The sequence below is a fragment of the uncultured Methylibium sp. genome (assembly GCF_902826655.1).
In the GTDB taxonomy this organism is placed as follows: Bacteria; Pseudomonadota; Gammaproteobacteria; order Burkholderiales; family Burkholderiaceae_C; genus Methylibium.
Genome location: NZ_CADEFR010000002.1, coordinates 193,980 through 218,343 on the forward strand (window position 1 = coordinate 193,980; position 24,364 = coordinate 218,343).

Genomic DNA, 24,364 nt, shown 5'->3' on the forward strand with positions numbered 1-24,364 from the left:
ACCGAAGCAGGCACCCGAATGATGCGCATCGTGCCCCGACTCGGGGCGTCCTCATCGCACCATTTCGGGGCCGATGCGGGCGCCGTGCTGCGCCAGGCCCTCGATCAGCTGGCGGTAGGCCGCCGCCAGGAGGGCCGCGTCGCCCTTCACGCCCAGCTCGATGTGCCGGCCATGCTCGGGATGGTCCACGCTCGGCAGGCTGAACACCTTGACGCCGGGGTGACCGAGTTCGATCGCCTCCATCAGCGGCGTCAACGCGGCCTCCATCGCGCCGTAGACGACGACCGAGCGTTCCGCCTGGTGCGCGCTGCCGTGCAACTGCGGGTACAGCGTGTCCAGCACCCAGGCCATCATCGGCCACGCCATCACCGGGAAGCCGGGCACGAAGTGCACGGCGCCCTGCCCGCCCGGGCTGGCAAGGCTGAAGCCGGCGATCTTGTTGTACGGATTGGGGATGATCTCGGCGCCTTCCGGGAAGACGCCCATGTTCAGGCGGTGCACGTTGTCGTCGCGATCGGGCTCATAGGGCAGGCCCTGCTCGGCGGCGATGTCGCGCATGCGCTCGAGGATGAAGTCGCGCGCCTGCGGATGCAGCCGCAGCGGCCGCTCCAGCGCCGCGGCGGCGCTCTGGCGGGTGTGGTCGTCGGGCGTCGCGCCGATGCCGCCGCACGAGAACACCACCGCGCCGCTCGCGAAGGCCTGCCGCAGCTCGGCGGTGATCGCCGCGCGGTCGTCGCCGACGTAGCGCGCCCACGCGAGCTGCAGCCCGCGCTCCGCCAGCAGCTCGATCGCCTTGGCGAGATGCTGGTCCTTGCGCTTGCCGGAGAGGATCTCGTCGCCGACGATCAGGATGCCGAACTGCATGCGCGCCTCGCTGCTCACGGAGACCCCTGCGACACCGGGCCCGCCGGTGCCGGCAGCACGTCGACGATCTCGGCGGCCGGCGCCTGCACGGCTCGCCGCGCACGCAGCGCCTGCAGCGCCGCCAGCCCGTAATGGCTGAACCAGAGTGCGGAGAACGCGAACACCAGCGTGTACAGCCACATCGACACCACGATCAGCAGCGGTGCGAATGCGAGCGCGACCGCGCCGACCGCCCACACCAGCGCCGGCGCCGCGCCCAGGTAGCCGGTGACGACGCCGATGCCCAGCAGCGGCAGGCGGTGCTCGCGCATCAGTTCGCGACGCTCCTCGGCAGAGGCATGCTCGGCCAGCGCGTCGTAGCTCATCACGCGGTAGCCGAGCCAGCCCCAGATCAGCGGCGGCAGCACCAGCGCCAGTGGCGGGATCAGCCACAGCGGCACCGACGCCACCAGCGCCAGCAAGGCCACGGCCGTCGCCGCGAGCGACCAGGCCGCAGCCTGCCACCAAGCCGCGCCATGCTTGCGCTCCAGATCGGCGAAGCGACGCCTGGCCACCAGATCCACCAGCCGCGGCATCATGAAGAGCGCCACCACCAGCAACGAGACGATGACCAGCACCGGCAGCGTCAGCGCCAGCACGATCAGCGGACCGATCAGCGTGCGCAGGCCGTCGGCGCCGACACCGGTGAGCCAGTCGAGCGCCGCGCCGGTCAGCGACCAGGCGTCGAGCCGCGAACGCACGGCCGCCAGCGCCGCCTCCCAGAACAGGTAGCCCAGCCCGCCCGCCAGCACGCCGGTCAGCACGAAGGGCAGCAGCGACAGCAGGATGACCCGCGGGTGCAGGCAGTAGGCGGCGGCCCGCCAGAACGCATCGACGATGAGCTTCATGAGCCGAGCATAGCGGCGCGCGCCGAAGGCCTCAGCCGCGCCCGAAGAGCCTGAGCAGCCCGAGCCGCTGCTGCGCCCAGAAACCGCGACCGTAGTCGCGAGGGCCGGCCTGCGGCAGCTGGTCGCGCACGCCGGTCGGCTCGACGGGCGATCGGAAGTCGGCCGTGCCGAAGGCGATGTCCCAGACCGGGAACAGCACCGCGAAATTGCAGCCGCCCAGGGACCCCGGGCCGCGCGATTCGTGGCCGACGCCGATGGCATGGTGAACGCGATGGAAGCGCGGGCTGACCAGCAGCCGGCTGCCGACGCGGCCGAAGTCGAGCCGCAGGTTGGCGTGCTGCAGGCTCTCGAGCAGCTGCGTCAGCGCCACCACCGCGACGAACTGCCCGGGTGCAACGCCGATCGCGTGCGCCAGCAGCACCAGCAGGCTGTCGCGCAGCACGTCGTCGAGCAGGTGGTTGCGGTTGTCGCTCCACATCGTCATCTGCCGCTGGCTGTGGTGCAGCGCGTGCAGCGCCCACCACGCCTTGAAGCCGTGCTGGCCGCGATGGATCCAGTAGTCGACCAGGTCGAACACCAGCAGGTACAGGCCGAAGGCGAACCACGCGCTGTCGGTGACGCCGGGCCACCAGGGCGCGGCCCACTGGTCGAGCTGCCAGCCGGCGTAGCCCTGGAGGCCGAGCGTGCCGAAGAGCGCGTCCCACAGCGGGTCGACAGCGAAGAACATCGCGACGCGAAACAGCCCCAGGCGATGCAGCAGGGTGTAGATCACGTCGACGCGCACGGCCTGCCGGTCGGTGACCGGCTCGACCGGGCGCCAGCGCTGCAGCGGCGCGATCACGGCCAGCATGATCGCCAGCTGCAGCAGGCCGACGAGCAGCCAGCCGGTCGCGTCGTAGCCGTCCTCGAGCAGGTTGCCCAGCCCGGCCGCGAACAGCAATGGCTGCACGAGACTCTCGAACAGCACCTGCTGCGCGCGCCCGAACAGGTCGATCAGCGAGTCCACCGTGGCCTCAAGGTCGCGGGTGCGCGGCGATCCACGCGCGGTAGTCCGGATGCTCGCGCAGCGTCGCGAAGCACAGGCCGCGGGCCTTCAGGCCTTCGATCAGCGGCTCCAGCACCGCCGGCGCCCACGGATCCCGGCGCGACCAGATGCCCAGATGGGCCAGCAGGATGTCGCCGGGCCGGATCTCGCGCAGGGCCTGGGCCAGCAGCGTCGCGTTCGGATACGCCTCGCTCGGCAGCTCGTCGCCCAGGAAGCCGGCGGACGTCCACGGCACGTGCCTGAAGCCGCAGGCCTCGGCCGCCTTCAGCAGCGCCGGCGACGTGCGGCCGGCCGGCGCACGAAACAGCGGCAGGCCTCGCTCGCCGCTCATCTGCCGCAGCCGATCGAGCGGCCGGCGCAGCGCCTCGCAGTAGGCCGCGGCATCGACCTTCAGCGTGCGCCCGGCCTGCGGCCCGGCAGTCGGCCGCACGGCGAAGCCCGGCTTGCCGTCGGCGCGCCAGACCCAGTGATCCCAGGTGTGCGAGCCGAAGGCATGCCCTTCGGCCGCGCGTGCCTTCCACCAGGCCGCCCAGTCGTCGTCGAGGCTGGCGCCGCCGCTGCGGGTCGGCTCGTTGGCGAGGAAGAAGGTCGCCTTGACCTGCTGCCGCTGCAGCACGTCGGCCACCAGCGGCGCGACGCCCATGTGGCCGGTGTCGAAGGTGAGGTAGACCGGCTTCTCGCAAGCCGCTGCCGTCGCCGCAAGGGCCGGCAGCAGCGCGACGAGCATGTACCGCAGGATGGCTTCAGCGCCGTGGTGCATGGTCCAGGGTCCAGACGCCGTGCGGCGAGCGGCCCACCGCGACCTGCCGCACCACCTGGCGCTTCACCGGATCGATCACGGTCAGCTTGCGCGCCCAGCGCGAGGTGACGAGGATGCTCTTGTTGCCGGCGGCATCGACCATCACGTCGATGCAGTCCGGCCCGCCCGGCGCCGGGTAGGTGTCGACGACTTCCAGCGTCTGCAGGTCGACCCGGCTGATGGTGTTGGCGACGCGATTGCTGACCAGCACGTGGCGCCCGTCGCCCCAGGCGCGGAAGGCATGCGCTCCGGTGCCGGTCCGGATGCGCTTCAGCAGCCGGGCCGGGTTGGCGACGACGTCGTAGACCTCGACGAACTCGTCGCCCGTCAGGCCCACCAGCAGGTGGCGATCGTCCGGCGTCAGATAGACGTCGGCCGGCAGCTTGCCGGTCGACACGGTCCAGCGCGGCGTCTGCGTCGCCAGCTCGATCGCCATCAGCTGGTCGCTGTCCTGCAGCGAGGCGTAGACCACGCGGCTCGCGCCGTCGATCGCCAGGTGGCTGGGCGTCTTGGCGGCCGGCACCTTCTTGACGAGCGTCAGCTCGGCGCCCTCGGCGTCGCCGTTCCAGCGGTAGATCGCCACGTGATTGAGCCGGTTGGCGGCCGTGACGAACCACTTCATGTCGGGCGAGAAACGCAGGTGATAGGGATCGGGCACGCCGGTGATGGTGCGCTGGATCTCGCCGGTCCTCGGGTCGACCAGCGTCAGCGAATCCGCCATCGCGTTGGCCACCAGCAGCGAGCGCTCGTCCGGCGACAGGTAGAGGTGGTGCGGCTCCTTGCCGGTGGGCAGGCGACGCAGCTCGGTGAAGCTCGCGGGGTCGATGACGCTGATGCTCGCGTCCAGCGAGTTCAGCACGAAGATCGGCGCCGGCTCGGCGGCAGCCACGAGCGCTGGCAGCCCCGCCAGCGCCAGCGCACCCACCCAGGCCGCGAGGCCACCCCGCAACCCTCGCCGCCCCCTGCTCCCGAAACGATTCAAGCCCTGCCCCGATGTCGAATGAGCGCGAATTCTAGGAGGCCGCGGCGGCTTCGCCGGCAGGCACACTAGCCGGCAGCATGAGCCCTGCTGACTCTCACCCGCCCGCGCTCGGCATCGACCTCGGCGGCAGCAAGATCGAAGCCCTGCTGCTGGACGCGCAAGGCGCCGAGCGCTGGCGGCGCCGCATCGCGACGCCCCAGGGCGACTACGCCGCCACGCTGGCCGCCATCGCCGCGCTGGTCGGCGAAGCCCGCACGTCGGCTGGTGGCGCGCTGACGATCGGCATCGGCGGCCCCGGCACGACGACGGCCGACGGCCGGATCAAGAACGCCAACTCGACCTGCCTGAACCACCGGCCGCTGCAGGCCGACCTCGAAGCGCTGCTGGGTCAGCCGGTCGCCCTGGCCAACGACGCCAACTGCCTGGCACTGTCCGAGGCCACCGATGGCGCCGGAGCCGGGGCCGCGGTGGTCTTCGCGGTCATCCTGGGCACCGGGGTCGGCGCCGGCATCGCCGTGCACGGCCGCGTGCTGCAGGGACCCAACGGACTGGCCGGCGAGTGGGGCCACAACCCCCTGCCCTGGCCCGTCGACGACGAACGGCCCGGGCCGCGCTGCTACTGCGGCGCCAGTGGTTGCGTCGAGGCCTGGCTCAGCGGGCCGGCGGTCGCGGCGGACCATCGGCGCCGTGGCGGCGACTCGATCGACACCGCCGCGATCGCGCAGGCCGCACTGCGTGGCGATGCCACCTGCCGCGCAACGCTCGAGCGCCATGCCGAGCGCCTGGCCCGCGCGCTTTCGTCGGTCGTCAACCTGCTGGACCCGGACGTCATCGTCTTCGGGGGCGGGCTGTCGCAGTTGCCCGGCCTGGTCGAAGGCCTGCCGGCGCGCTGGTCCGCGCGGGTGTTCGGTGCGCGCGACGACCTGCCAGTGCGCACTCGCGTGGCCCGCGCGCAGCATGGCGATGCCTCGGGTGTGCGGGGCGCGGCCTGGCTCGGGCGCGGTCACGGCATGCGCTGATCGCCGCCGATCGGACCGGTTCATCACCGCCGACGGCGGCTCGCGACGCGCAGACAGCCGTTCATCGCAGGGCGCTCGCGCAACGGGGACGGACTTCCTAGAGTGCATGCAACGACATCCACAACCAGGGAGCCCCTCATGTTCATGCGCCTGCTCGACAGCCTGCTGCCCGCCACCGTGCTGGTGGCCCTGGTGCTGGCGATGGCGACCAGCTTCGGCATGCTGAGCCACGCGCCGGTGGCGCGCGTCTCGCAAGGCGAGCCGGCGCCGGCCCATGCCGCGCCCTGCGCTACATCTGCCGGAACAGCGACAGGTAGCTGCGGCTGACCGACAGCAGCTCGGTGCGGCCCTTCAGCTGCACCTCCGCGGTTTCGTTCGCGCCGCGGATGACCTGCACGACCTGGTGCAGGTTGACGATGGTGGAGCGGTGGATCTGCGCGAAGCGTTCGGGGTCCAGCTCGTCGGCCAGTTCGCGGATCGAGCGGCGGATCAGCACTTCGCCGCCCTCCCAGACGACCAGCGTGTACTTCTCGTCGGAGCGCAGGTAGTGCACCTGCTCGACCGGGATCAGCCGCACGTTGCTGCCGACCGACGCCTTGATCCACTGCAGCCACGGCTTGCCCGGCGCGCCGCCCTGCTGGAGCCGGGCGGCCAACTGCTCGAGCACGGCGTCGAGCGCAGCGCCGTCGGGCGGCGCCGACGCCAAGCGCTGCTGCAGGCGCTGCACGGTGTCGGCCAGGCGCTGCGCATCGAGCGGCTTGACCACGTAATCGATCGCGCCCTGCTCGAAAGCCTGCACCGCGTACTGGTCGTAGGCGGTGATGAAGACGACCTGCGCGCGTCGCGCGATCGCCCGTGCCGCCTCGACGCCGTTGACGCCGGGCATGTGGATGTCGAGGAAGACCACCTCGGGCTCGTGCTCGTCGAACAGCTCGACGGCCTCGCGGCCGTTGCGTGCCTGGGCGACGATCTCGAGCTCCGGCCACAGGCGCCCCAGCAGCACCGCCAGGTGCTCGCGCAGCAGCGGCTCGTCGTCGGCGAGCAGCGCACGCGGCCTCGAAGTCATGCGCGCCGCTCCGTCGACGGCAGCACGACCTCGGCGCGCAGGCCGCGGCCGCCGCGGCCGTCGCCGTCCAGCAGATCGAGCCGCGCGCCGGGGCCGTAGAACGCCGCGAGGCGTTGCTTCAGATTGGCGAGCCCGCTTCCCGGCGGCGCACTCGGATTCAGCCCGACGCCGCTGTCGCCGACCCAGACGCGCAGGCCGTCGCCTTCGCGCCGGGCGCCGATCTCGATGCGGCCGCCCTGCTCGGCCGGGTCGATGCCGTGGCGGACCGCGTTCTCCACCAGCGTCAGCAGCGCCATCGACGGGAAGCGCACGGACTCCAGCTCCGCGGGCACGGCGATGTCGAACTGCAGGCGATCCGGGATGCGCATCTGCATCACGTCCAGGTAGGCGCGCGCCAGCGCGAGCTCGCCGCCCAGCGTGCCCTCGGACTCGCGCAGGCGCGGCAGCGCGGCGCGCAGGTAGCCGATCAGGCTGCGCAGCACCGGCGCGGCGCGCGCCGAGCCGGTCTCGACCAGGGCCTGCACGTTGGCCAGGGTGTTCAGCAGGAAGTGCGGCTCGATCTGAGCCGTCATCACTCGCAGCTGCGCGTCCAGCGCCTGGCGCTCCAGCGTTTCCTTCTCGAGCGCGAAGCGCAGCGCCTGGGCATTGGCCAGCGCCTCGCGCTCGCGCACCAGTGCGACCAGCGTCGCGATCAGGCCGACGCCGAGACAGAGGAACAGCACCCAGAAGAAGCCGGCGACGCGGTGACGGTCGTTCAGGACCGCGTCGATGTTGCCGTGCGTGTCGACGATGGCCTCGATCACGGCGCACAACGGCGCCAGCAGCACGACCGCGAGGATCTGCACGTGCCAGCGCGCCACGTAGGTCTGCGGCCAGTTGCCGGCCAGCGTGTAGGCGAGCATCAGCACGCAGCCGATCAGCAAGCCGCGCGACCACAGCTCCAGGAAGGTGTTCTTGAACAGCGGGTTGACCGCGGCGACGACCAGCGTGACCAGGCCCAGGACGAGCGCGATCCGCTCGACACTCAGCCCGGCGAACCAGTCGCGCCAGGATCGCTGGGCGACGTTCGACTCGGAAATCTGCATGGCCGCGACGATAGCCCCGCCGTCGGAGCGCGCCAAGCGCCGGGCCGGGGCCGTGCGACGAAGCACGGGTTCCGGGGAGCGAGCGGCGGCCGGTGCCGCGCCGCGGCCCCGGCCGGACTCAGGCGGTCGGCCGCACGACCTTGGCCTCGAGCGCGAGGCGCAGGGTCTCGGCGCTGTCCTGCAGGTGGGCCCGCGCCTCGGCGCTCAGGCCGCCGCGGCGCGAGGCCGCCTCGACGCGCGCCAGCAGGTCGCGGGCCTCGGCACGCAGCAGGCTGCGCGCGTCGGCGCGCACCGACGGCGACGGCCGCAGCAGCTGCGCCGAGAGCCGGTTCACGTGCTCGCGCTGCAGCCCGCGGCGGACAGCGGCGATATCGCCCGCGCTGCCGATCTCGCTCCAGACGTCGCGCGTGAGGCGCCCGTACAGCTCGGACAGGCGGAAGGCCCCGGCGCGCTTGTCGGTCTTGGCCTCGCTGTCGAGGATGCGGGCCGCGACGGCGTCGCTCATCAACTGGCCCAGCAGTCCCCGCTGCAGGTCGAGCAGGGTCTGCGTCAACGAGAAGTCGGTCGCCACCGAGGCGTCGCCGGTGCCGAGCGCTTCCAGCCGCTCGGCATAGTCCGGCGCCATGCGGCGCAGCAGCGCCGGCGACAGCTGCAGCGCGTCGGCCGAGAACAGGTTGCGCGACAGCAGCTCCAGCGCCTCGCGCTGCGTCGCAGCCGGCACCGGCTGCAGCGGGTCACGGCCGCTGCCCGGGTAGTCGCGCAGCGTGACCACGCCGCCGATCTGGCGCGCCAGCGCGTTGGCCGCGCGGCCCATGTCGCGCAGCGCGAAAGCCACCGAGCGGCGCAGCACCGCGTAGTCCTCGGTCGGCTTCAGCGCGCGCGCCTCCTGGCGCGCCAGCAGGTCGCGCGCGATGGCGAAGCGCTTCTTCGCGAAGCCGACGGTGTCGTTGCCCAGGTCGAACTGCACGGCCTCGGGGTCGACGCCGAGGATGTTGTCCTCGTCGGTCGCGTAGGCCAGGTCGGGCTCGGCGCTGCGGCCGGCGATACGGGCCAGTTCGCCGTCTTCGGATTGCGCCGCGATCGGCTTGTAGCCGTACTCGATCGCCCAGTAGTCGTAGGGGCCGAGCGTGACCTCGAAGCCGGCGACCGGCGGACGGCCGGGCGCGGCCAGGTTGACCGGCGAGTACTCCATCACCGAGCCGGTCAGCGACTGGCTGCGCGTGAAGGCGGGGTCGCTCAGCTGCGCGTCGGTGCGCAGGCGCGACGCGCGGAAGTTGTGGCGCAGGCCGAGCGTGTGGCCGACCTCGTGCATCGTCACGTCCTTCAGGTAGTCGAGCACGAACTGGTTGGCCTCCGGACCGTCGGGCTCGAGGTCGCCGCGCGCCTCCAGCACGTCGAGCGCGTAGCTCAGCTGCTCGGCCGCCTCGGCGGCGTGCGTGCAGACCCGCGGATCGTGGACGTGCGGCAGCCCCTCGCCGCCCGACGCACCGCCCTCGCCGGCCAGCGGGCCGAGGATCTGCGAGCGCACCGCGCGCAGGTTGCGCGAGCTGAGACTCTCGAAGCCGATGTCGGCGTCGAGGATCTCGCCGGAGCGGGGGTCGACGTGGCTCGGCCCGATGGCGCCGAAGCTGGCGCCGGCGTTGGTCATCCAGCGCACCGAGGCACGGTTGGTGTCCAGGGTATCGAAGTCGGCGTCGGCCGGCTGCTGCAGCACGACGACCGCGTTCTTGAAGCCGATGCGCTCGTAGGCCTTGTTCCATTCGAGGATGCCGGCCGCGATCGCGCCGCGGTACTTCTCGGGGATGTTGCGGTCGAGCCAGAAGGTGATCGGCTTGACCGGCTCGGACAGCGCGGCCGCCGGGTCCTTCTTGTCGAGCCGCCAGCGGTTCACGTAGCGCTGCTTCGGGGTGCGTGCGAGGTCGTCGCTGAAATCCTGCACCAGCGTCTGGAAGTAGCCGATGCGCGGATCGGCCTTGCGCGGGCGCATCGGCTCGGCCGGCAACTTCGTCAGCGAGTAGTGCGTCGTCAGGAACATGCTGCGCGGGTCGGGCAGCGTCTGCGGCAGGCTCGGCGCGGGCGTGCCCGGCGGCTGGTTCGGTTGCGGCACGGCGATGGCCGCGGTCGCGTAGTGGCCCTGCACCTCGATCACCAGCTGGTCCGGCGTGCCGCGCACCGCCGTGATGGCCGAGTTGCGCGCATCGAAGCCGTAGTTCTGGCGATACAGGCGGTTCAGCGAAATGCCGAGCCCCGGCCAGTCGCCGACGAACAGGCTGCCGGCATCGACCAGCACCGACTTGCGTTCCGGATGCGCCCCGCTCGCCACGACCGTGCTGCCGACCAGGCTGGGCGAAAAGGCCGACTTCACGGCCTGCGCCTCGGGCGTGCCGGCCTTGGCAGCGAAGTCGAAGTTCACCGCCACCAGCTGGATCTGGTTGTTGATGCGGCGGAACTGCACCGCCTGCGCACCGGCCGGGGTCTGCAGCCAGCCGCCGTACATCAGCCCGCCGTAGAGCATGCGTTCGCCGATGCCGGTCGCGAGCTTGGGGCTCAGGAAGAAGATCTGGCTGAAGTCCTCGGGCTTGAGCTCGAGCCAGACCTTGTCGTCCTTGCGCCAGACCGTGAAGAGGCCGTCGCTGGACTTGGCGTCCTTGATCACGGTCGCGAAGGCCGGGGGGCTGCCGGGCGCGGGGGCCGCCGGCGCAGCGGCCGAGGCGGCACCGGCCGGCGGCTTGGCGGCCGCCGGGGCGGCGGCGGGCGTGGCCGCCGAGGCGGTCGGGCCGGGTGCCTGCGTGGTGGCACAACCCGCCAGCACCAAGGCGGCGAGCGGAATCAGGGGAGTGGACAGGAACGAGGTCGACGTACGGCTCATGGCAGACGGAGGTGGCGTTGAATGACGACGGCCGACCGGTCGGGTCGGCCGTCTGCAGCGGCGGTGGTCTCCGCCCTGCGAGAAGCATGCCCGGTGCCCCGGGGGCCGGCCATCGGGAGTGACCCGCGCCGTCGCCGCGAACTCAGACCGTCAGGGCCTTGTAGCGCAGGCGGTGCGGCTTGGCGCCTTCTTCGCCCAGGCGCTTCTTCTTGTCGGCCTCGTACTCCTGGTAGTTGCCGTCGAAGAAGAACCACTTCGAGTCGCCCTCGCAGGCCAGGATGTGGGTCGCGATGCGGTCGAGGAACCAGCGGTCGTGCGAGATCACCATCACGCAGCCCGCGAACTCGAGCAGCGCGTCCTCGAGCGCGCGCAGGGTCTCGACGTCGAGGTCGTTCGACGGCTCGTCGAGCATCAGCACGTTGCCGCCCGTGGCCAGGGTCTTGGCCAGGTGCAGGCGGCCGCGCTCGCCGCCCGACAGGTTGCCGACCAGCTTCTGCTGGTCGTTGCCCTTGAAGTTGAAGCGTCCCAGGTAGGCGCGCGAAGGCATCACGAACTTGCCGATGACCAGGTTGTCCAGGCCGCCGGAGATGTCCTGCCACACGGTCTTGTCGCCTTCCAGGGACTCGCGCGTCTGCTCGACGAAGGCCATCTTGACGGTCGGACCGACCTTGACCGTGCCGCTGTCCGGCTTCTCCTTGCCGGCGATCATGCGGAACAGCGTCGACTTGCCGGCGCCGTTGGGTCCGATGATGCCGACGATCGCGCCGGCCGGCACCTTGAAGCTCAGGTCGTCGATCAGCACGCGGTCGCCGAAGCTCTTGGTGACGTTCTCGAACTCGATCACCTCGTTGCCCAGGCGGTCGGCCACCGGGATGAAGATCTCGTTGGTCTCGTTGCGCTTCTGGTACTCGACGTCGGACAGCTCCTCGAAGCGCGCCAGGCGCGCCTTGCTCTTGACCTGTCGGCCCTTGGTGTTCTTGCGCACCCACTCGAGCTCGGCCTTCATCGCCTTGGTGTGCGCGTCCTCGGCCTTCTGCTCCTGCTCGAGGCGGGACTGCTTCTGCTCCAGCCAGTCCGAGTAGTTGCCCTTCCAGGGAATGCCGCGGCCGCGGTCCAGCTCCAGGATCCACTCGGCGGCGTTGTCGAGGAAGTAGCGGTCGTGGGTGATGCCCACCACGGTGCCGGGGAAGCGCTTGAGGAACTGCTCCAGCCAGTCGACCGACTCGGCGTCCAGGTGGTTGGTCGGCTCGTCGAGCAGCAGCATGTCGGGCTGGCTCAGCAACAGGCGGCACAGCGCGACCCGGCGCTTCTCGCCGCCCGAGAGCTTGCCGATCTCGGCGTCCCAGGGCGGCAGGCGCAGGGCATCGGCGGCGATCTCGAGCTGCAGGTCGGTGTTCTCGCTGCCGGCGGCGGCGATCTGGGCCTCCAGATCGGCCTGCTCGGCAGCCAGCTTGTCGAAGTCGGCGTCCGGCTCGGCGTACTCAGCGTAGACCTCCTCCAGCCGCTTCTTGGCGGCCAGGACGCCGCCGATGCCCTCCTCGACCGCCTGCCGCACCGTCTGTTCCGGGTTCAGCTGGGGTTCCTGAGGCAGGTAGCCGATCTTGATGCCGGGCATCGGGACGGCCTCGCCCTCGATCTCGTTGTCCAGGCCGGCCATGATCTTGAGCAGCGTGGACTTGCCGGAGCCGTTGAGGCCCAGCACGCCGATCTTGGCGCCCGGGAAGAAGCTGAGCGAGATGTCCTTGAGGATCTGGCGCTTGGGAGGAACCGTCTTCGAGACGCGGTTCATCGTGTAGACGTACTGGGCCATGGGGCGGGTGTTCCTGGGAATGGGCGTAAGGCACGGCACGTGCCGCGCGACCCACGGATTGTCGCCGAGAGCCTCGCCGGGGCTGCCCGCCCCGCGACCAGGCCACTGACAAGTGCCGGCGTTCGGCGCATGATTCACCCCTGGCGAGCCGTCGAGCCGCGACCGGAGACCTGCATGACGACCTTCCCACGCTTCCTCGGTGCCAGCCTGCTGATCCTGTCGGGGCTGCTGGCCGGCCCGGCGGCGGCCTATGACCTCAAGGCCCAGAACGAACGCTGGGAGTCCGTGCGCAAGGGGCTGTTCGCGGACCGGCCGATCTCGGAGGACGCGAGCGGCGTGCTCGAGCTCGAGGCGCCGGTCCGGGCCTTCGATGCCGCCCTGGTGCCCGTGGCCATCCGCTCGCGCCTGCCGCAGGCCTCGCCGCGCCACGTGCGCAAGGTCTGGCTGGTCATCGACGGCAACCCCTCGCCGGTCGGCGCGACCTTCAGCTTCACGCCCGACAGCGGCCGGGCCGACATCGAGACCCGCGTGCGCATCGAGGAGTACACGCACGTGCGAGCGATCGCCGAACTCAGCGACGGCCAGCTGGTGATGGCCAAGCGCTACGTCAAGGCGTCCGGCGGCTGCTCGGCGCCGGCCGGCAAAGATCTCGCGGAGGCGCTGGCCTCGATCGGCAAGATGAAGCTCAAGGTCGAAGGCGAGCCGGTCGCCGGCAAGCCGATCCTGGCCCAGTTGCTGGTCAGCCACCCCAACATCTCCGGCCTCGCGATCGACCAGCTGACGCGCCTGGCCCCGGCGCCGTACTTCGTGCGCAGCGTGGAGGTCAGCTATGGCGGCAAGCCGGTGCTCAGCGCCGACGTCGACTTCACGATCAGCGAGAACCCATCGTTCCGCTTCTACTTCGTACCCAAGGCCGAAGGCGAGCTCAAGGTCCAGGTGGTCGACAGCAAGGACCAGAAGTTCGAGAGCGCCCTCGCCGTCCGGTCGCAACTCTGACGTGGGCCGCGAGCGCGACGCGCTGCGGCCCGTGGCGGGCAACGGCCTGCTGCATCGGCGGGCCCTGCTGACGCGCGGGCTGGTGCTGGCCTCGGCCGGTGCGGCCGCCACGGCCCCGGCGGCCGAACCGGCCGTGCCCGGCGACCCGGCGCCGCCGTGGATGCGCACACCGGGCAAGCCCTTCAGCATCTATGGCCAGCCCTCGAAGCACGAGGAACAGGTGATCCGCCGCATCAGCGGCAATCGGCTGCTGCCCGGCAATGGCGTCTCGCTGACGCCGCTGGAGGACCTGGAGGGCTTCATCACGCCGACCGGCCTGCACTTCGAGCGTCACCACAACGGCGTGCCCGACATCGACCCGGCACTGCACCGGCTGCTGATCCACGGGCGCGTGAAGCGGCCGTTGAGCTTCGGCGTCGAGGACCTGCTGCGTTACCCGCTGCGCTCGCACCTGATCTTCCTGGAGTGCGGCGGCAACAGCAATGCCGGCTGGCACCCCGAGCCCATCCAGCGGCCGCCCGGCTCCTTCCACGGCCTGGTGTCGTGCAGCGAGTGGACGGGAGTGCCGCTGTCGCTGCTGCTGGACGAGGCCGGCGTGGACCGCCAGGCCGGCTGGTGCATCGCCGAGGGCGCCGATGCCTTCGCGATGAATGTCAGCCTGCCGGTCGCCAAGCTGATGGACGACGCGATCGTCGCGCTCTTCCAGAACGGCGAGCGCCTGCGCCCCGAGCACGGCTACCCGCTGCGGCTGATCGTGCCGGGCTGGGAAGGCGTGCTCAACGTCAAGTGGCTGCGTCGCCTGCAACTCGCCGAGCAGCCGGCGATGGCACGCAACGAGACCGCCAAGTACACCGAGCTGCTGCCCGATGGCAAGGCGCGCCAGTTCACCTTCGTGATGGAGGCCAAGTCGCTGATCACCTCGCCTTCGCACGGGCAACGGCTGCGCGGGCCGGGCTACTACGAGATCCGCGGCCTGGCCTGGAGCGGCCGCGGGCGCGTGCGCAAGGTCGAGGTGTCGGCCGACGGTGGCCGCAGCTGGGCCGCGGCCGCACTGCAGGAGCCGGTGCTGGCCAAGTGCATGACGCGATTCCGCGCCGCATGGCAGTGGGATGGCCGACCCGTGGTGCTGCAGAGCCGCGCCATCGACGAGACCGGCTACGTGCAACCGGCGCGCGCCGCGCTGGTCGCGCAGCGCGGCATCAACGGCTACTTCCACTACAACGCGATCGTCTCCTGGGCGATCGACGAGGAAGGGGCGGTGACGCATGTCTACGCGTGATTCGCGCGCACTCGTCGCCGCGGTGTTGCTGGGTCTGGCCGCCATCGCCGCGGCCGCCGAATCCACGCCGCGCCTGGGCCGACCGGTCAGCCCCGAGCAGGCTGCCACCTGGGACCGCAGCGTCTTCCCTGATGGCCGCGGCCTGCCTGCCGGCCGCGGCAGCGCCGTCGAAGGTGGTCCTCTCTTCGACCGGCATTGCGCCGCCTGCCACGGCGCCGGCGCGCGCGGCGCCAGCGCCGAAGAGCTGGCCGGCGGCTCGGAGCCGCTGACCAGCGCCACGCCGGACAAGACCATCGGCCTGTACTGGCCCTACGCGACGACGATCTTCGACTTCACCCGGCGGGCCAAGCCGATGGGCGCACCCGGCTCGCTGAGCGCCGACGAGGTCTACGCGCTGACGGCCTGGCTGCTGTTTGCCAACGGCGTGATCGGCGAGCGCGACGAGATGAACGCGAGCACGCTGCCGCGCGTGCGCATGCCCAACCGCGACGGATTCGTCGGTATCGACGCGCGCCCACCGCGCTGAGAGGACGCGCGCAGCGGGGCTCGCCTACAATCCGAGGGCAGCGCGCAGTTCCAGTCCTTGCGCTGCAGTCGATCCCGACCTTCCTCCGCCTCCTGGCCTTCGACTGGCGCCCGTGCCCCGCACGCGGCGGCAGGCCGACCTAGACGCCCCACGGGCGCCACTTCATGTCCTTCAAAGAACTGGGGCTCGCCGAGCCCCTGCTGCAAGCCATTGCCGACGTCGGCTACGACACGCCGACACCGATCCAGAAACAGGCGATTCCCGCCGTCCTGCTGGGCGGCGACCTGCTCGCCGGCGCCCAGACCGGCACCGGCAAGACCGCCGGCTTCGTGCTGCCGATGCTGCACCGCCTGATGGCCAAGCCGGCCGTCAAGGACGCGCGCGGCAAGAGCCCGATCCGCGCGCTGATCCTGACCCCGACCCGCGAGCTCGCGGCCCAGGTCGAGGAAAGCGTGCGCGTCTACGGCAAGCACGCCAAGCTCACGTCGATGGTGATGTTCGGCGGCGTCGGCATGCAGCCGCAGGTCGACCGCCTGAAGCGCGGCGTCGACATCCTCGTCGCCACGCCCGGCCGCCTGCTCGACCACCACCAGCAAGGCACGCTGGACATCGGCAAGATCGAGATCTTCGTGCTCGACGAGGCCGACCGCATGCTGGACATGGGCTTCATCCACGACATCAAGAAGGTCCTGGCGATCGTCCCGAAGGCCAAGCAGAGCCTGCTGTTCAGCGCCACCTTCAGCGACGAGATCAAGACCCTGGCCGACCGGCTGTTGAACAGCCCGCAGGTCATCGAGGTGGCGCGCCGCAACACGACCGCCGAGACCATCGCGCAGAAGCTGCACCCGGTCGACCGCGACAAGAAGAAGGAACTGCTGGCGCACCTGATCAAGCGCCAGGACTGGCACCAGGTGCTGGTGTTCTGCCGCATGAAGCACGGCGCCAACCGCCTGACCGACTACCTGAACGACCAGGGCGTCACTGCGATGGCGATCCACGGCAACAAGAGCCAGAGCGCGCGCACCAAGGCGCTGGCCGACTTCAAGGCCGGCGACCTGCAGGTGCTGGTGGCGACCGACATCGCGGCGCGCGGCATCGACATCGACATGCTGCCCCACGTCGTGAACTTCGAGCTGCCGAACGTGCCCGAGGACTACGTGCACCGCATCGGCCGCACTGGCCGCGCCGGCGCGCAGGGCGAGGCGATCTCGCTGGTGTGCGTCGACGAGTTCGGCTTCCTGCGCGACATCGAGAAGCTGATCAAGCGCAGCATCCCGCGCGAGGTGGTGCCGGGCTACGAGCCGGATCCGGGGGCGGTCGCGCAGCCGATCCAGATCGGCCGCCAGACGCTCAACGGCGGCCTGCGGTCCGGCGCGGGTCGCAGCGGCGGCGGCGCCCGGCCGGGCGGCGGTGGTGGTGGCCGCGGCGGCGATCGCGGCGCGCGGCCGGCCGGCGCCGGTGGTGGCCGCCCGCGCAGCGGTGGCGGTGGCGGCGGGGGACGCGGCCGGAGCCGCTGAGCCACGGCGCCGCGCAGCAACGGCGCGGCGGCGTTGGCAAGCGACTCTCGCCAACGCACACAGGCATTGCATTTGGACGCGCCTCGACACAGTGTGTCGGTCGGCGCGCTCCTAGAGTGCAGGCGATGCGATCTGCCTTCGACCTGTCGACCCAATGGAGCACGGCATGGTCCGGCACCGACATCCTGGTGCTGCGCAATGACGCCGAAGTGGACCGGGTGAGTGCTCCGGACATCCGCCGCATCGTGTTCGTGCAGCCGGTCGAGACCGAAAGCGCCGGAGATCTGTCGTTCGCGCTGGTCGAGCTCGACGACGAGTTCATCGTCTTTCCACCCGAGACAGGCTTCGCGGGTCGGGTGAACTTCGAGCGCCAGTCCTTCTGGGCCGCCAAGGCCTGCATCTATTGGGCCGACTCGCTGTCGGCACGGCTGCCGGGCCACCTGCTGGCGCGCCGCGGCTTCGCGCTCGTCCGGCGCGCTCCCAGCTATGGCCGCGTACCACGCGACGAGCTTCAACCGGTGCTGGAGCACTGGCTGCTCGAAGGACCGCACAGCTGGGACGAGCGCCGCTGGCAACGCATCCAGCGTTCCCGGCCCTTTGCCCGCATCGACACGACGGTGCACGTGCCGCCGCCGCAGGCCGGCGCGCCTCAGGGCTGATCGGGGCAACGAGAAACCCGGCCGCAGCCGGGTTTCTCGGGCCGGCCGCAGGGCCGCGACGTCAGGCCGCGGGCTTGGCGGCCTTCTTGGCCTTCTTCTTCTTGGCGACCTTCTTCTCGACCTTCATGTCGGCCTTCTTGTCGACCTTGGCGGCAACTGCCGGCGCCGCAGGCGCCGCCGGAGCGGCCGGCGCCGCCGGGGCAGCGGCTTGGGCGTAGGCACCCAGCGCAAACATCGAAGCAACGAGACCGGCGATCAGCTTGTTCATGAACGAACTCCTCGAGAGGCAGTGACGAGCGGGATGCTCGCCTGCACAACGTCCGCGGACAAGAGCGTGCCGACCATCCGCCGCGCCGGTCAGCCGGCTGTCAATCAGGACGCGTCCGCGCAGCCCGCCCGGTCAGTCGAAGCGCCCGACCCTCAGCCACTTGGTGGCAACCCACTTCTCGCCTTCGAGCACCGGCGCACCACCATGCAGGCTGCGCGTCACCGGATGCGGGCGGTCGTAGCTGAAGAAGACCGCGTGGCCTTTCAGCGGCGCGACCTCCAGACCGACATCCGGGAACGTCGTGCCGCCGCCGCGCAGCGGCGTGTTCAGGTAGGTCACGATGGTGGCGACGCGCTGGCCGCCGCGCTTGAGGATGGTCGGCGTGCCGGGCTGTGCCGGGTCGAAGTAGTCGTAGTGCGGCTTGTACTCGGCGCCAGGCCGGTAGTGCAGGATCTGCAGGCCCTCGCCGTTCTCGAGCGGCCAGTTGACCAGCGCCGCGAGCCGCGCCTCGAAACGGGCGACGACGGCGTGCTCGCCGCGGTTGAAGAACATGCCGTCGCTGGTGCGGGCCGCGTTGATCTCGCTGTCGCCCGTCGCGGTATCCACCGTGTGCGAACGTGCCAGCCGCACGCGCGCGAGGTCGACGATCTCGTCGCACTCCTCGTCCGACAGCAGGTTCGAGAACACCACGACACGCGGATCGCGCATCGCCATCACGACCTGCACTTCGCGGTCGTGCGCCCAGAGCGCGACCGGCGAAGCGGCGAGCGCCGGCTCCGGCACGACGTTCGGCGGCGGCAGGCTGGGGCTCTGCGCGTGCTCCTTCAGCAGACTGGACAGGACGGACTCCAGGACGTCGAGCGCCACGTCCTCCTTCCAGCCGCTGGACTTCATCGACTCGAGCAGCGCCTCGGGCCGATGCCCGGCACGCGCCTGCTCGATGATCCAGTCGCGCAGCGCCGGCGTGACATGCTGGGTGGAGGTAGCGCTCATGACGGAGTCGGTGGGACGAACGGGCGCCAAGCGTACCAGCGCGCCCAGGCAAGACCGAGGCCCACCGGCCGGCGGATTCAAGTCGATACAAGCAGGCCGCCGCCGCCGGGCCTCAGGTTCACGATGCAGGAAGCACCCGAACCGAGCGAGAATCCACGCTATGAAACGCACTGAGGGCCAGACCCCGACGATCCAGGTGATGGAGCGCATGTTCTCGCTGCTGAACGTGCTGGCTGCCCATCCCGACCCGGTGTCGCTCAAGCATGTGAGCGAACAGACCGGCCTGCATCCGTCGACCGCGCATCGCATCCTCAACGACCTGGCGATCGGCCGCTTCGTCGACCGACCCGAGGCCGGCAGCTACCGGCTGGGCATGCGACTGCTCGAACTGGGCAACCTGGTGAAGGCTCGCCTGGACGTGCGCGACGCGGCGCTGGGACCGATGCGGGAGCTCCACAAGCTGACTCATCAGCCGGTCAACCTGTCGATGCGCCAGGGCGACGAGATCGTCTACATCGAGCGCACCTACAGCGAGCGCTCCGGCATGCAGGTCGTGCGCGCGGTCGGCGGACGCGCTCCGCTGCACCTCACCTCGGTCGGCAAGCTCTTTCTCGCTCACGACGATGCGCCGCGCGTCCGCGCCTACGCCACGCGCACGGGCCTGGCCGGCCACACCCGCAACAGCATCACCGACCTGGCGGTGCTGGAGCGCGAACTGGCAAAGGTGCTGCAGTACGGCAGCGCCCGGGACAACGAGGAACTGGAACTGGGCGTGCGCTGCATGGCCGCCGGCATCTTCGACGACCAGAGCAAGCTCATCGCGGGTTTGTCGATCTCGGCGCCCGCCGACCGCCTCGAGGAGGCCTGGCTCGAGCGACTGCGCGCGACGGCCGCCCAGATTTCATCGGCGCTGGGGCACCGCGGCTGAAGCCGCGGCGATCGACCAACTCAGGAAGCGAGTTGCAGCGCGGCCGCGCCGCGCACGGCCGGCGGTGCGATCTCCGGGGCCGGGGCGGCTTCGATCCAGTGGCGAACGCGCTCGGCGTCGCCCAGCCGCGAGTACTTGCCGGTGGAATCGAGGAACACCATGATCAGCTTGCGGCCTGCGAGCTGTGCCTGCATCACGAGGCAACGGCCGGCCTCGACGATGTAGCCGGTCTTCTGAAGGCCGATATCCCAGGACGGGTTCTGCACGAGGCGATTGGTGTTGCGGTACTGCAGTGTGCGGCGCCCGACGGCGACGCTGTACTCGTGCGAGGTCGAGAGTTCTCGGATCAGCGGATGCTCGTAGGCGACCCCGACCAGCGCGGCGAGGTCGCGCGCGCTCGATTGATTGCGGCTCGACAGGCCGGTCGGTTCGACGTAGCGGGTGTCGCCCATGCCGAGCAGCGCCGCCTTGGCGTTCATCGCCGACACGAAGGCTGCCATGCCACCCGGATGATGGCGGCCCAGCGCATGGGCAGCACGGTTCTCCGAGGCCATCAGCGCCAGGTGCAGCATCTCTTCGCGGGTCAGGCGCGTGCCGACGGCCAGGCGCGAGCCGCTGCCCTTCTCCATGTCCACGTCGTCCTGCGTGATCGACAGCATCTCGTCGAGCGGAGCGCCCGACTCGAGGACGACGACCGAGGTCATCAGCTTGGTCAGCGAGGCGATCGGCAGCACGGCCTGCGAGTTCTTGTTCAGCAGGACTTCCTGCGTGTCCTGGTCCACCACCAGCGCGACGCTGGAGCGCAGGTCCAGCGGATCCTCGGTCCGGCGCAAGCCGACCAGTTCACCGACCGAAGGCCGGGCGATCACGATCCGCCTGGTCTTGGATTTGGCTTTCGCCTTGGGCTTGCCGCTGGAGATGGACGCGCTCTTGCGCTTGGTGGCTGCGTCGGCACTGGGGGTCGCCAGCCCGAGCGCCAGCACGGCCATCAAGCCGGCCATCGCCAAACGCCATCTGAACACTGGAAACAGATTCAACACGTGGTCCCCCACCCGATCGGGCCGGAGTCTAGGGTAAAGGAAAAAAGCGCGCAAGATCAAAAACTTACGCGCTCTTCCTCAATTCCACGTGAAGAATGCCTCAGGTGTCAGCCCTGGGCGGCGACGCGCTCGTTCTTGCTGTGCAGCTTGTTCAGGGCCGACAGATAGGCCTTGGCCGACGCCACCACGATGTCGGGATCGGCTCCCACGCCGTTCACGACCCGTCCACCGTGCTGAAGCCTGACCGTGACCTCGCCCTGGGATTCTGTCGAGCCGCTGGTGATGGCATTGACCGAATAGAGCAGCATTTCCGCGCCGGTTTGCAGCTTCGACTCGATGGCCTTCAGGCTGGCGTCGACCGGGCCGTTGCCGTCGCTCTCGGCGTGGAACTCGCTGTCGCCGACGGTAAAGGCCACGCGTGCGTGCGGTCGCTCTCCGGTCGCCGACTGCTGCTCGAGCGACAGCAGGCGGTAGGTCTCCTGCTCGTGCGTGACGCTCTCGTCACCGACGAGGGCGATGATGTCCTCGTCGAAGATGTCGCTCTTGCGGTCGGCCAGGTCCTTGAAGCGCGCGAAGGCCGCGTTGATGTCGCTCTCGCTCTCGAGCTCGATGCCGAGCTCCTGCAGGCGCTGCTTGAAGGCGTTGCGACCGCTGAGCTTGCCCAGGACGATCTTGTTGGCGCTCCAGCCCACGTCCTCGGCGCGCATGATCTCGTAGGTGTCGCGGGCCTTCAGCACGCCGTCCTGGTGGATCCCGCTGGCATGCGCAAAGGCGTTCGCGCCGACCACGGCCTTGTTGGGCTGCACGATGAAGCCGGTGGTCTGTGACACCAGCCGCGAGGCCGGCACGATCTGTGTGGCGTCGATGTTCACGTCGAGGCCGAAGTGGTCGCGGCGCGTGCGCACCGCCATGACGACCTCCTCCAGCGAGCAGTTGCCCGCGCGCTCGCCCAGGCCGTTGATGGTGCACTCGACCTGGCGCGCACCACCCAGCTTGACGCCGGCCAGCGAGTTGGCAACCGCCATGCCCAGATCGTTGTGGCAATGCACCGACCAGACCGCCTTGTCCGAGTTGGGCACACGCTCGCGCAGGTGGCGGATGAACTGCCCATAGAGCTCGGGCACCGCGTAGCCGACGGTGTCGGGGATATTGATGGTCGTCGCACCTTCCGTGATCACGGCCTCGAGCACGCGGCACAGGAAGTCCGGGTCGCTGCGATAGCCGTCCTCGGGCGAAAACTCGATGTCGTCGCGCAGATTGCGCGCGAAGCGGATCGACAACCGGGCCTGCTCCAGCACCTGCTCGCGTGTCATGCGCAGCTTCTTCTCCATGTGGAGTTCACTGGTCGCGATGAAGGTGTGGATGCGCGCGCGACTGGCGCCCCGCAGGGCTTCGGCGGCTCGCGAGATGTCTCGGTCGTTGGCGCGTGCCAGCGAGCACACCGTCGACTCCTTGATGACATCGGCGATCGCCTTCACGGCCTCGAAGTCGCCATTGCTCGACGCCGCGAATCCGGCCTCGATCACGTCGACCCGCAGGCGCTCCAGCTGACGCGCGATGCGCAGCTTCTCGTCCTTGGTCATCGAGGCACCGGGCGACTGCTCGCCGTCACGCAAGGTCGTGTCGAAGATGATCAGCTTGTCGGACATGGGACTCTCCAGCGATTGGCAGGAACAAAAACAAACGGCCCGGGCGGGATGCGCGCGGGCCGTGGATGCAGGACGTGGGACGTGTGCAGTCAGCGCGCGCAGGGCACTCCTAGAAGTAGCAGCAGCGAGGACTGGGCACGAAACAACATGGTTTCAATATAGCACGGCCGGGCGGCGGCGCGTCAGCGATGCAAGCCTTCTTCGTCGGGCTCCGTGGTCGACGTCGCGATCACGCTGACCGGCTTGCCCTGGGTCTTCCGCCACGCATAGACCGCATACCCCGACACGCCGTAGCAGATGAACAGGCTGAACAACACCAGCGGTGGATGCAGGTTGATGACCGCGATGAACAGCGCGATCGCCACGATCACGATGAAAGGCACGGTCCGCTTGAAACTCACGTCCTTGAAACTGTAGAAAGGAACGTTCGTCACCATCGTCAGGCCGGCATACAGGGTGAACGCGAACGCCAGCCAAGCCAGCCAGTCGGTGCCGCCGCTCCCCTTGAAGCCGGCATCGTCCATCAGCCAGATGAACCCCACCACCAGCGCCGCCGCGGCCGGGCTGGGCAAGCCCTGGAAGAAGCGCTTGTCGACCACGCCGATGTTGGTATTGAACCGGGCGAGCCGCAAGGCCGCGCACGAGCAATAGACGAAGGCCGCGATCCAGCCCCAGCGCCCGAGTCCCTTGAGCGCCCACTCGTAGACGATCAGCGCCGGCGCCGCGCCGAATGACACCATGTCCGAGAGGCTGTCCATCTGCTCCCCGAAGGCGCTCTGCGTGTTGGTCATCCGCGCCACGCGCCCATCCAGGCTGTCGAGCACCATCGCGCAGAACACACCGATCGCCGCCTGCTCGAAGCGGTCGTTCATCGCCATCACGATGGCGTAGAAGCCGCCGAACAGTGCTGCCAGCGTGAACAGGTTCGGCAGGATGTAGATGCCCTTGCGTCGCGGACGCGGCACGGGCGGCTCGTCGACGTCATCGTGCGCGGCATCGCCGCCGCGGTCGTCGTGCGTTCCGTCGTGCATGGTCACGTCAGCCCGGCAGGATTGCCAGCACCGTTGAAGTCGCGGACACCGTATCGCCCGCCGCGACACGCGGCGTCGCTTCGGGAGGCAGGTAGACGTCGACGCGCGAGCCGAAGCGGATGAAGCCGTAGCGCTGACCGCGCGTCAGCACGTCGCCGGTCTTGACGTAACACAGGATGCGCCGGGCGACCAGCCCGGCCACCTGCACCAGCGTGATCGTGTGCCCGCCCGCAGAGATCACGATCGCGTTGCGTTCGTTCTCCGTCGACGCCTTGTCCAGATCGGCGTTGACGAACTTGCCTGGAAAGTACTGGACTTTCTGCACCGTGCCGTCGACGCTGGAACGGTTGCTGTGCACGTTGAAGACGTTCATGAACACGCTGATCAGCAGCGCGTCGCGATCCGCATAGGGATCCCGCACTTTCTCGATCTTCACGATCCGGCCGTCGGCGGGTGACAAGACGGCGCCCGCCTCGCTCGGCACCGCACGCGGCGGGTCGCGGAAGAACTGCACGACGAAAGCCAGCGCCAGCCAGCACAGCAGGGCCAGCACGGCAGGCAGGAAGAACGAGGCGAAGACGGCGACGAAGAAGGCAATGGCAATGAAAGGCCAGCCTTCCTTGGCAAGGATGGGATGCGGATAGTCCATGGGCGCGAAGGATACCGCAGCGACTCGACGAAAAAGGCCGCGCGCCTCACGGCGTCGCGGCCTCGATCCGGCGTGCTCGCGGCTCAGTTGCGGCTCTTGTCCACCAGCTTGTTCGCCTTGATCCAGGGCATCATCGCGCGCAGCTTCTCGCCGACGACCTCGATGTCGTGTTCGGCCGTGAGGCGGCGACGCGACAGCAGCGTCGGCGCGCCGGCGCGGTTCTCGAGGATGAAGCTCTTGGCGTACTCGCCGGTCTGGATGTCCTTGAGCGTCTGCTTCATCGCGGCCTTGGTCTCGTCGGTCACGATCTTCGGCCCCGTCACGTACTCGCCGTACTCGGCGTTGTTCGAGATCGAGTAGTTCATGTTCGCGATGCCGCCCTCGTAGATGAGGTCGACGATCA

General features: G+C 69.9%; 23 protein-coding genes and 1 pseudogene. 8 read left to right on the forward strand and 16 right to left on the reverse strand.

The features are described from left to right. Nucleotides 1–51 precede the first annotated feature (51 nt). The 5 genes from QZV97_RS01995 to QZV97_RS02015 are packed head-to-tail and all read right to left on the reverse strand — an operon-like array spanning nt 52 to nt 4,520. Entirely contained in the window at nt 52–864 is an 813-nt protein-coding gene (locus tag QZV97_RS01995; RefSeq protein ID WP_295637636.1) for a molybdopterin-binding protein, read from the reverse strand. Between the two features lie 14 nt (nt 865–878). Next, nucleotides 879–1,751, reverse strand: a complete 873-nt coding sequence (locus QZV97_RS02000) for an EI24 domain-containing protein (protein ID WP_295637512.1) — start codon at nt 1,749–1,751, stop codon at nt 879–881. A gap of 31 nt (nt 1,752–1,782) precedes the next feature. Further along, nucleotides 1,783–2,757 (reverse strand): sterol desaturase family protein, encoded by a 975-nt coding sequence (locus QZV97_RS02005; RefSeq protein ID WP_295637515.1) that lies wholly within the window; start codon nt 2,755–2,757, stop codon nt 1,783–1,785. A gap of 7 nt (nt 2,758–2,764) precedes the next feature. After that, on the reverse strand, nt 2,765–3,556 hold the full coding sequence (locus QZV97_RS02010) for a polysaccharide deacetylase family protein (RefSeq protein WP_295637517.1): 792 nt from the start codon (nt 3,554–3,556) through the stop codon (nt 2,765–2,767). Next, nucleotides 3,540–4,520 (reverse strand): beta-propeller fold lactonase family protein, encoded by a 981-nt coding sequence (locus tag QZV97_RS02015; RefSeq protein WP_295637639.1) that lies wholly within the window; start codon nt 4,518–4,520, stop codon nt 3,540–3,542. Before QZV97_RS02015 ends, QZV97_RS02010 begins: the two co-directional genes overlap by 17 nt. A gap of 134 nt (nt 4,521–4,654) precedes the next feature. On the opposite strand from QZV97_RS02015, the gene QZV97_RS02020 reads away from it, so the two are divergent. Both QZV97_RS02020 and QZV97_RS02025 read left to right on the forward strand, forming a co-directional pair. Beyond that, complete coding sequence (locus QZV97_RS02020; RefSeq protein ID WP_295637520.1) at nt 4,655–5,596, forward strand: ROK family protein; 942 nt, start codon at nt 4,655–4,657, stop codon at nt 5,594–5,596. A 138-nt stretch (nt 5,597–5,734) separates the two neighbouring features. Then, entirely contained in the window at nt 5,735–5,923 is a 189-nt protein-coding gene (locus QZV97_RS02025; RefSeq protein ID WP_295637523.1) for a hypothetical protein, read from the forward strand. Here the strand turns inward: QZV97_RS02025 and QZV97_RS02030 are convergent. From QZV97_RS02030 to ettA, 4 genes are all read right to left on the reverse strand, one after another. Further along, a complete protein-coding gene (locus QZV97_RS02030; protein ID WP_295637526.1) occupies nt 5,886–6,662 on the reverse strand; it encodes a LytTR family DNA-binding domain-containing protein in 777 nt (258 codons plus the stop codon). The genes QZV97_RS02025 and QZV97_RS02030 overlap by 38 nt on opposite strands. Continuing rightward, entirely contained in the window at nt 6,659–7,747 is a 1,089-nt protein-coding gene (locus tag QZV97_RS02035) for a histidine kinase (RefSeq protein WP_295637529.1), read from the reverse strand. The genes QZV97_RS02030 and QZV97_RS02035 overlap by 4 nt, the downstream gene beginning before the upstream one ends. A gap of 118 nt (nt 7,748–7,865) precedes the next feature. After that, complete coding sequence (locus QZV97_RS02040) at nt 7,866–10,616, reverse strand: zinc-dependent metalloprotease (protein ID WP_295637532.1); 2,751 nt, start codon at nt 10,614–10,616, stop codon at nt 7,866–7,868. Nucleotides 10,617–10,758: 142 nt separating this feature from the next. Further along, complete coding sequence (gene ettA, locus QZV97_RS02045) at nt 10,759–12,426, reverse strand: energy-dependent translational throttle protein EttA (protein WP_295637536.1); 1,668 nt, start codon at nt 12,424–12,426, stop codon at nt 10,759–10,761. A 174-nt stretch (nt 12,427–12,600) separates the two neighbouring features. On the opposite strand from ettA, the gene QZV97_RS02050 reads away from it, so the two are divergent. The 5 genes from QZV97_RS02050 to QZV97_RS02070 all read left to right on the forward strand — a co-directional run bounded on the left by QZV97_RS02050 (nt 12,601) and on the right by QZV97_RS02070 (nt 17,403). Further along, entirely contained in the window at nt 12,601–13,422 is an 822-nt protein-coding gene (locus tag QZV97_RS02050; RefSeq protein ID WP_295637539.1) for a quinoprotein dehydrogenase-associated SoxYZ-like carrier, read from the forward strand. A gap of 1 nt (nt 13,423) precedes the next feature. Beyond that, on the forward strand, nt 13,424–14,701 hold the full coding sequence (gene soxC / locus QZV97_RS02055) for a sulfite dehydrogenase (protein WP_295637542.1): 1,278 nt from the start codon (nt 13,424–13,426) through the stop codon (nt 14,699–14,701). Further along, a complete protein-coding gene (locus QZV97_RS02060) occupies nt 14,688–15,227 on the forward strand; it encodes a cytochrome c (protein ID WP_295637545.1) in 540 nt (179 codons plus the stop codon). The genes soxC and QZV97_RS02060 overlap by 14 nt, the downstream gene beginning before the upstream one ends. 164 nt (nt 15,228–15,391) lie before the next feature. Continuing rightward, a complete protein-coding gene (locus QZV97_RS02065) occupies nt 15,392–16,744 on the forward strand; it encodes a DEAD/DEAH box helicase (protein ID WP_295637548.1) in 1,353 nt (450 codons plus the stop codon). Between the two features lie 125 nt (nt 16,745–16,869). Beyond that, complete coding sequence (locus tag QZV97_RS02070) at nt 16,870–17,403, forward strand: hypothetical protein (RefSeq protein WP_295637551.1); 534 nt, start codon at nt 16,870–16,872, stop codon at nt 17,401–17,403. A 61-nt stretch (nt 17,404–17,464) separates the two neighbouring features. Here the strand turns inward: QZV97_RS02070 and QZV97_RS02075 are convergent, their stop codons facing one another. Continuing rightward, nucleotides 17,465–17,671 (reverse strand): hypothetical protein, encoded by a 207-nt coding sequence (locus QZV97_RS02075; RefSeq protein WP_295637554.1) that lies wholly within the window; start codon nt 17,669–17,671, stop codon nt 17,465–17,467. 132 nt (nt 17,672–17,803) lie between these two features. After that, nucleotides 17,804–18,664 carry a 2OG-Fe(II) oxygenase gene (locus QZV97_RS02080; RefSeq protein ID WP_295637557.1) on the reverse strand — a complete coding sequence of 287 codons (861 nt, stop codon included), beginning with the start codon at nt 18,662–18,664 and terminating at the stop codon, nt 17,804–17,806. A 160-nt stretch (nt 18,665–18,824) separates the two neighbouring features. Here QZV97_RS02080 and QZV97_RS02085 point away from each other — a divergent pair, with 160 nt between their 5' ends. After that, nucleotides 18,825–19,592: an IclR family transcriptional regulator gene (locus QZV97_RS02085; protein ID WP_295637560.1), complete on the forward strand. Its 768-nt coding sequence runs from the start codon at nt 18,825–18,827 to the stop codon at nt 19,590–19,592. Between the two features lie 20 nt (nt 19,593–19,612). On the opposite strand, the gene pbpG is transcribed toward QZV97_RS02085, so the two are convergent. The 5 genes and pseudogenes from pbpG to QZV97_RS02110 all read right to left on the reverse strand — a co-directional run. After that, nucleotides 19,613–20,593 carry a D-alanyl-D-alanine endopeptidase gene (gene pbpG, locus QZV97_RS02090; RefSeq protein WP_295637563.1) on the reverse strand — a complete coding sequence of 327 codons (981 nt, stop codon included), beginning with the start codon at nt 20,591–20,593 and terminating at the stop codon, nt 19,613–19,615. Nucleotides 20,594–20,739: 146 nt separating this feature from the next. Further along, on the reverse strand, nt 20,740–22,281 hold the full coding sequence (locus QZV97_RS02095) for a 2-isopropylmalate synthase (protein ID WP_295637566.1): 1,542 nt from the start codon (nt 22,279–22,281) through the stop codon (nt 20,740–20,742). Nucleotides 22,282–22,463: 182 nt separating this feature from the next. After that, nucleotides 22,464–23,312: a CDP-diacylglycerol--serine O-phosphatidyltransferase gene (gene pssA / locus QZV97_RS02100; RefSeq protein WP_295637642.1), complete on the reverse strand. Its 849-nt coding sequence runs from the start codon at nt 23,310–23,312 to the stop codon at nt 22,464–22,466. 7 nt (nt 23,313–23,319) lie between these two features. Further along, a complete protein-coding gene (locus QZV97_RS02105; protein WP_295637602.1) occupies nt 23,320–23,961 on the reverse strand; it encodes a phosphatidylserine decarboxylase in 642 nt (213 codons plus the stop codon). A gap of 83 nt (nt 23,962–24,044) precedes the next feature. Further along, nucleotides 24,045–24,364, reverse strand: a pseudogene (locus QZV97_RS02110) (ketol-acid reductoisomerase); the annotation flags it as partial.

Excerpts from the sequence above, each read along its gene's own strand:
- QZV97_RS01995 (WP_295637636.1), bottom strand. The coding sequence starts at position 864 with ATGCAGTTCGGCATCCTGATCGTCGGCGACGAGATCCTCTCCGGCAAG.
- QZV97_RS02000 (WP_295637512.1), bottom strand. The coding sequence starts at position 1,751 with ATGAAGCTCATCGTCGATGCGTTCTGGCGGGCCGCCGCCTACTGCCTG.
- QZV97_RS02010 (WP_295637517.1), bottom strand. The coding sequence starts at position 3,556 with ATGCACCACGGCGCTGAAGCCATCCTGCGGTACATGCTCGTCGCGCTG.
- QZV97_RS02020 (WP_295637520.1), top strand. The coding sequence starts at position 4,655 with ATGAGCCCTGCTGACTCTCACCCGCCCGCGCTCGGCATCGACCTCGGC.
- QZV97_RS02025 (WP_295637523.1), top strand. The coding sequence starts at position 5,735 with ATGTTCATGCGCCTGCTCGACAGCCTGCTGCCCGCCACCGTGCTGGTG.
- QZV97_RS02030 (WP_295637526.1), bottom strand. The coding sequence starts at position 6,662 with ATGACTTCGAGGCCGCGTGCGCTGCTCGCCGACGACGAGCCGCTGCTG.
- QZV97_RS02035 (WP_295637529.1), bottom strand. The coding sequence starts at position 7,747 with ATGCAGATTTCCGAGTCGAACGTCGCCCAGCGATCCTGGCGCGACTGG.
- QZV97_RS02040 (WP_295637532.1), bottom strand. The coding sequence starts at position 10,616 with ATGAGCCGTACGTCGACCTCGTTCCTGTCCACTCCCCTGATTCCGCTC.
- ettA (WP_295637536.1), bottom strand. The coding sequence starts at position 12,426 with ATGGCCCAGTACGTCTACACGATGAACCGCGTCTCGAAGACGGTTCCT.
- QZV97_RS02050 (WP_295637539.1), top strand. The coding sequence starts at position 12,601 with ATGACGACCTTCCCACGCTTCCTCGGTGCCAGCCTGCTGATCCTGTCG.
- QZV97_RS02060 (WP_295637545.1), top strand. The coding sequence starts at position 14,688 with ATGTCTACGCGTGATTCGCGCGCACTCGTCGCCGCGGTGTTGCTGGGT.
- QZV97_RS02065 (WP_295637548.1), top strand. The coding sequence starts at position 15,392 with ATGTCCTTCAAAGAACTGGGGCTCGCCGAGCCCCTGCTGCAAGCCATT.
- QZV97_RS02070 (WP_295637551.1), top strand. The coding sequence starts at position 16,870 with ATGCGATCTGCCTTCGACCTGTCGACCCAATGGAGCACGGCATGGTCC.
- QZV97_RS02075 (WP_295637554.1), bottom strand. The coding sequence starts at position 17,671 with ATGAACAAGCTGATCGCCGGTCTCGTTGCTTCGATGTTTGCGCTGGGT.
- QZV97_RS02080 (WP_295637557.1), bottom strand. The coding sequence starts at position 18,664 with ATGAGCGCTACCTCCACCCAGCATGTCACGCCGGCGCTGCGCGACTGG.
- QZV97_RS02085 (WP_295637560.1), top strand. The coding sequence starts at position 18,825 with ATGAAACGCACTGAGGGCCAGACCCCGACGATCCAGGTGATGGAGCGC.
- pbpG (WP_295637563.1), bottom strand. The coding sequence starts at position 20,593 with ATGGCCGGCTTGATGGCCGTGCTGGCGCTCGGGCTGGCGACCCCCAGT.
- QZV97_RS02095 (WP_295637566.1), bottom strand. The coding sequence starts at position 22,281 with ATGTCCGACAAGCTGATCATCTTCGACACGACCTTGCGTGACGGCGAG.
- pssA (WP_295637642.1), bottom strand. The coding sequence starts at position 23,312 with ATGCACGACGGAACGCACGACGACCGCGGCGGCGATGCCGCGCACGAT.
- QZV97_RS02105 (WP_295637602.1), bottom strand. The coding sequence starts at position 23,961 with ATGGACTATCCGCATCCCATCCTTGCCAAGGAAGGCTGGCCTTTCATT.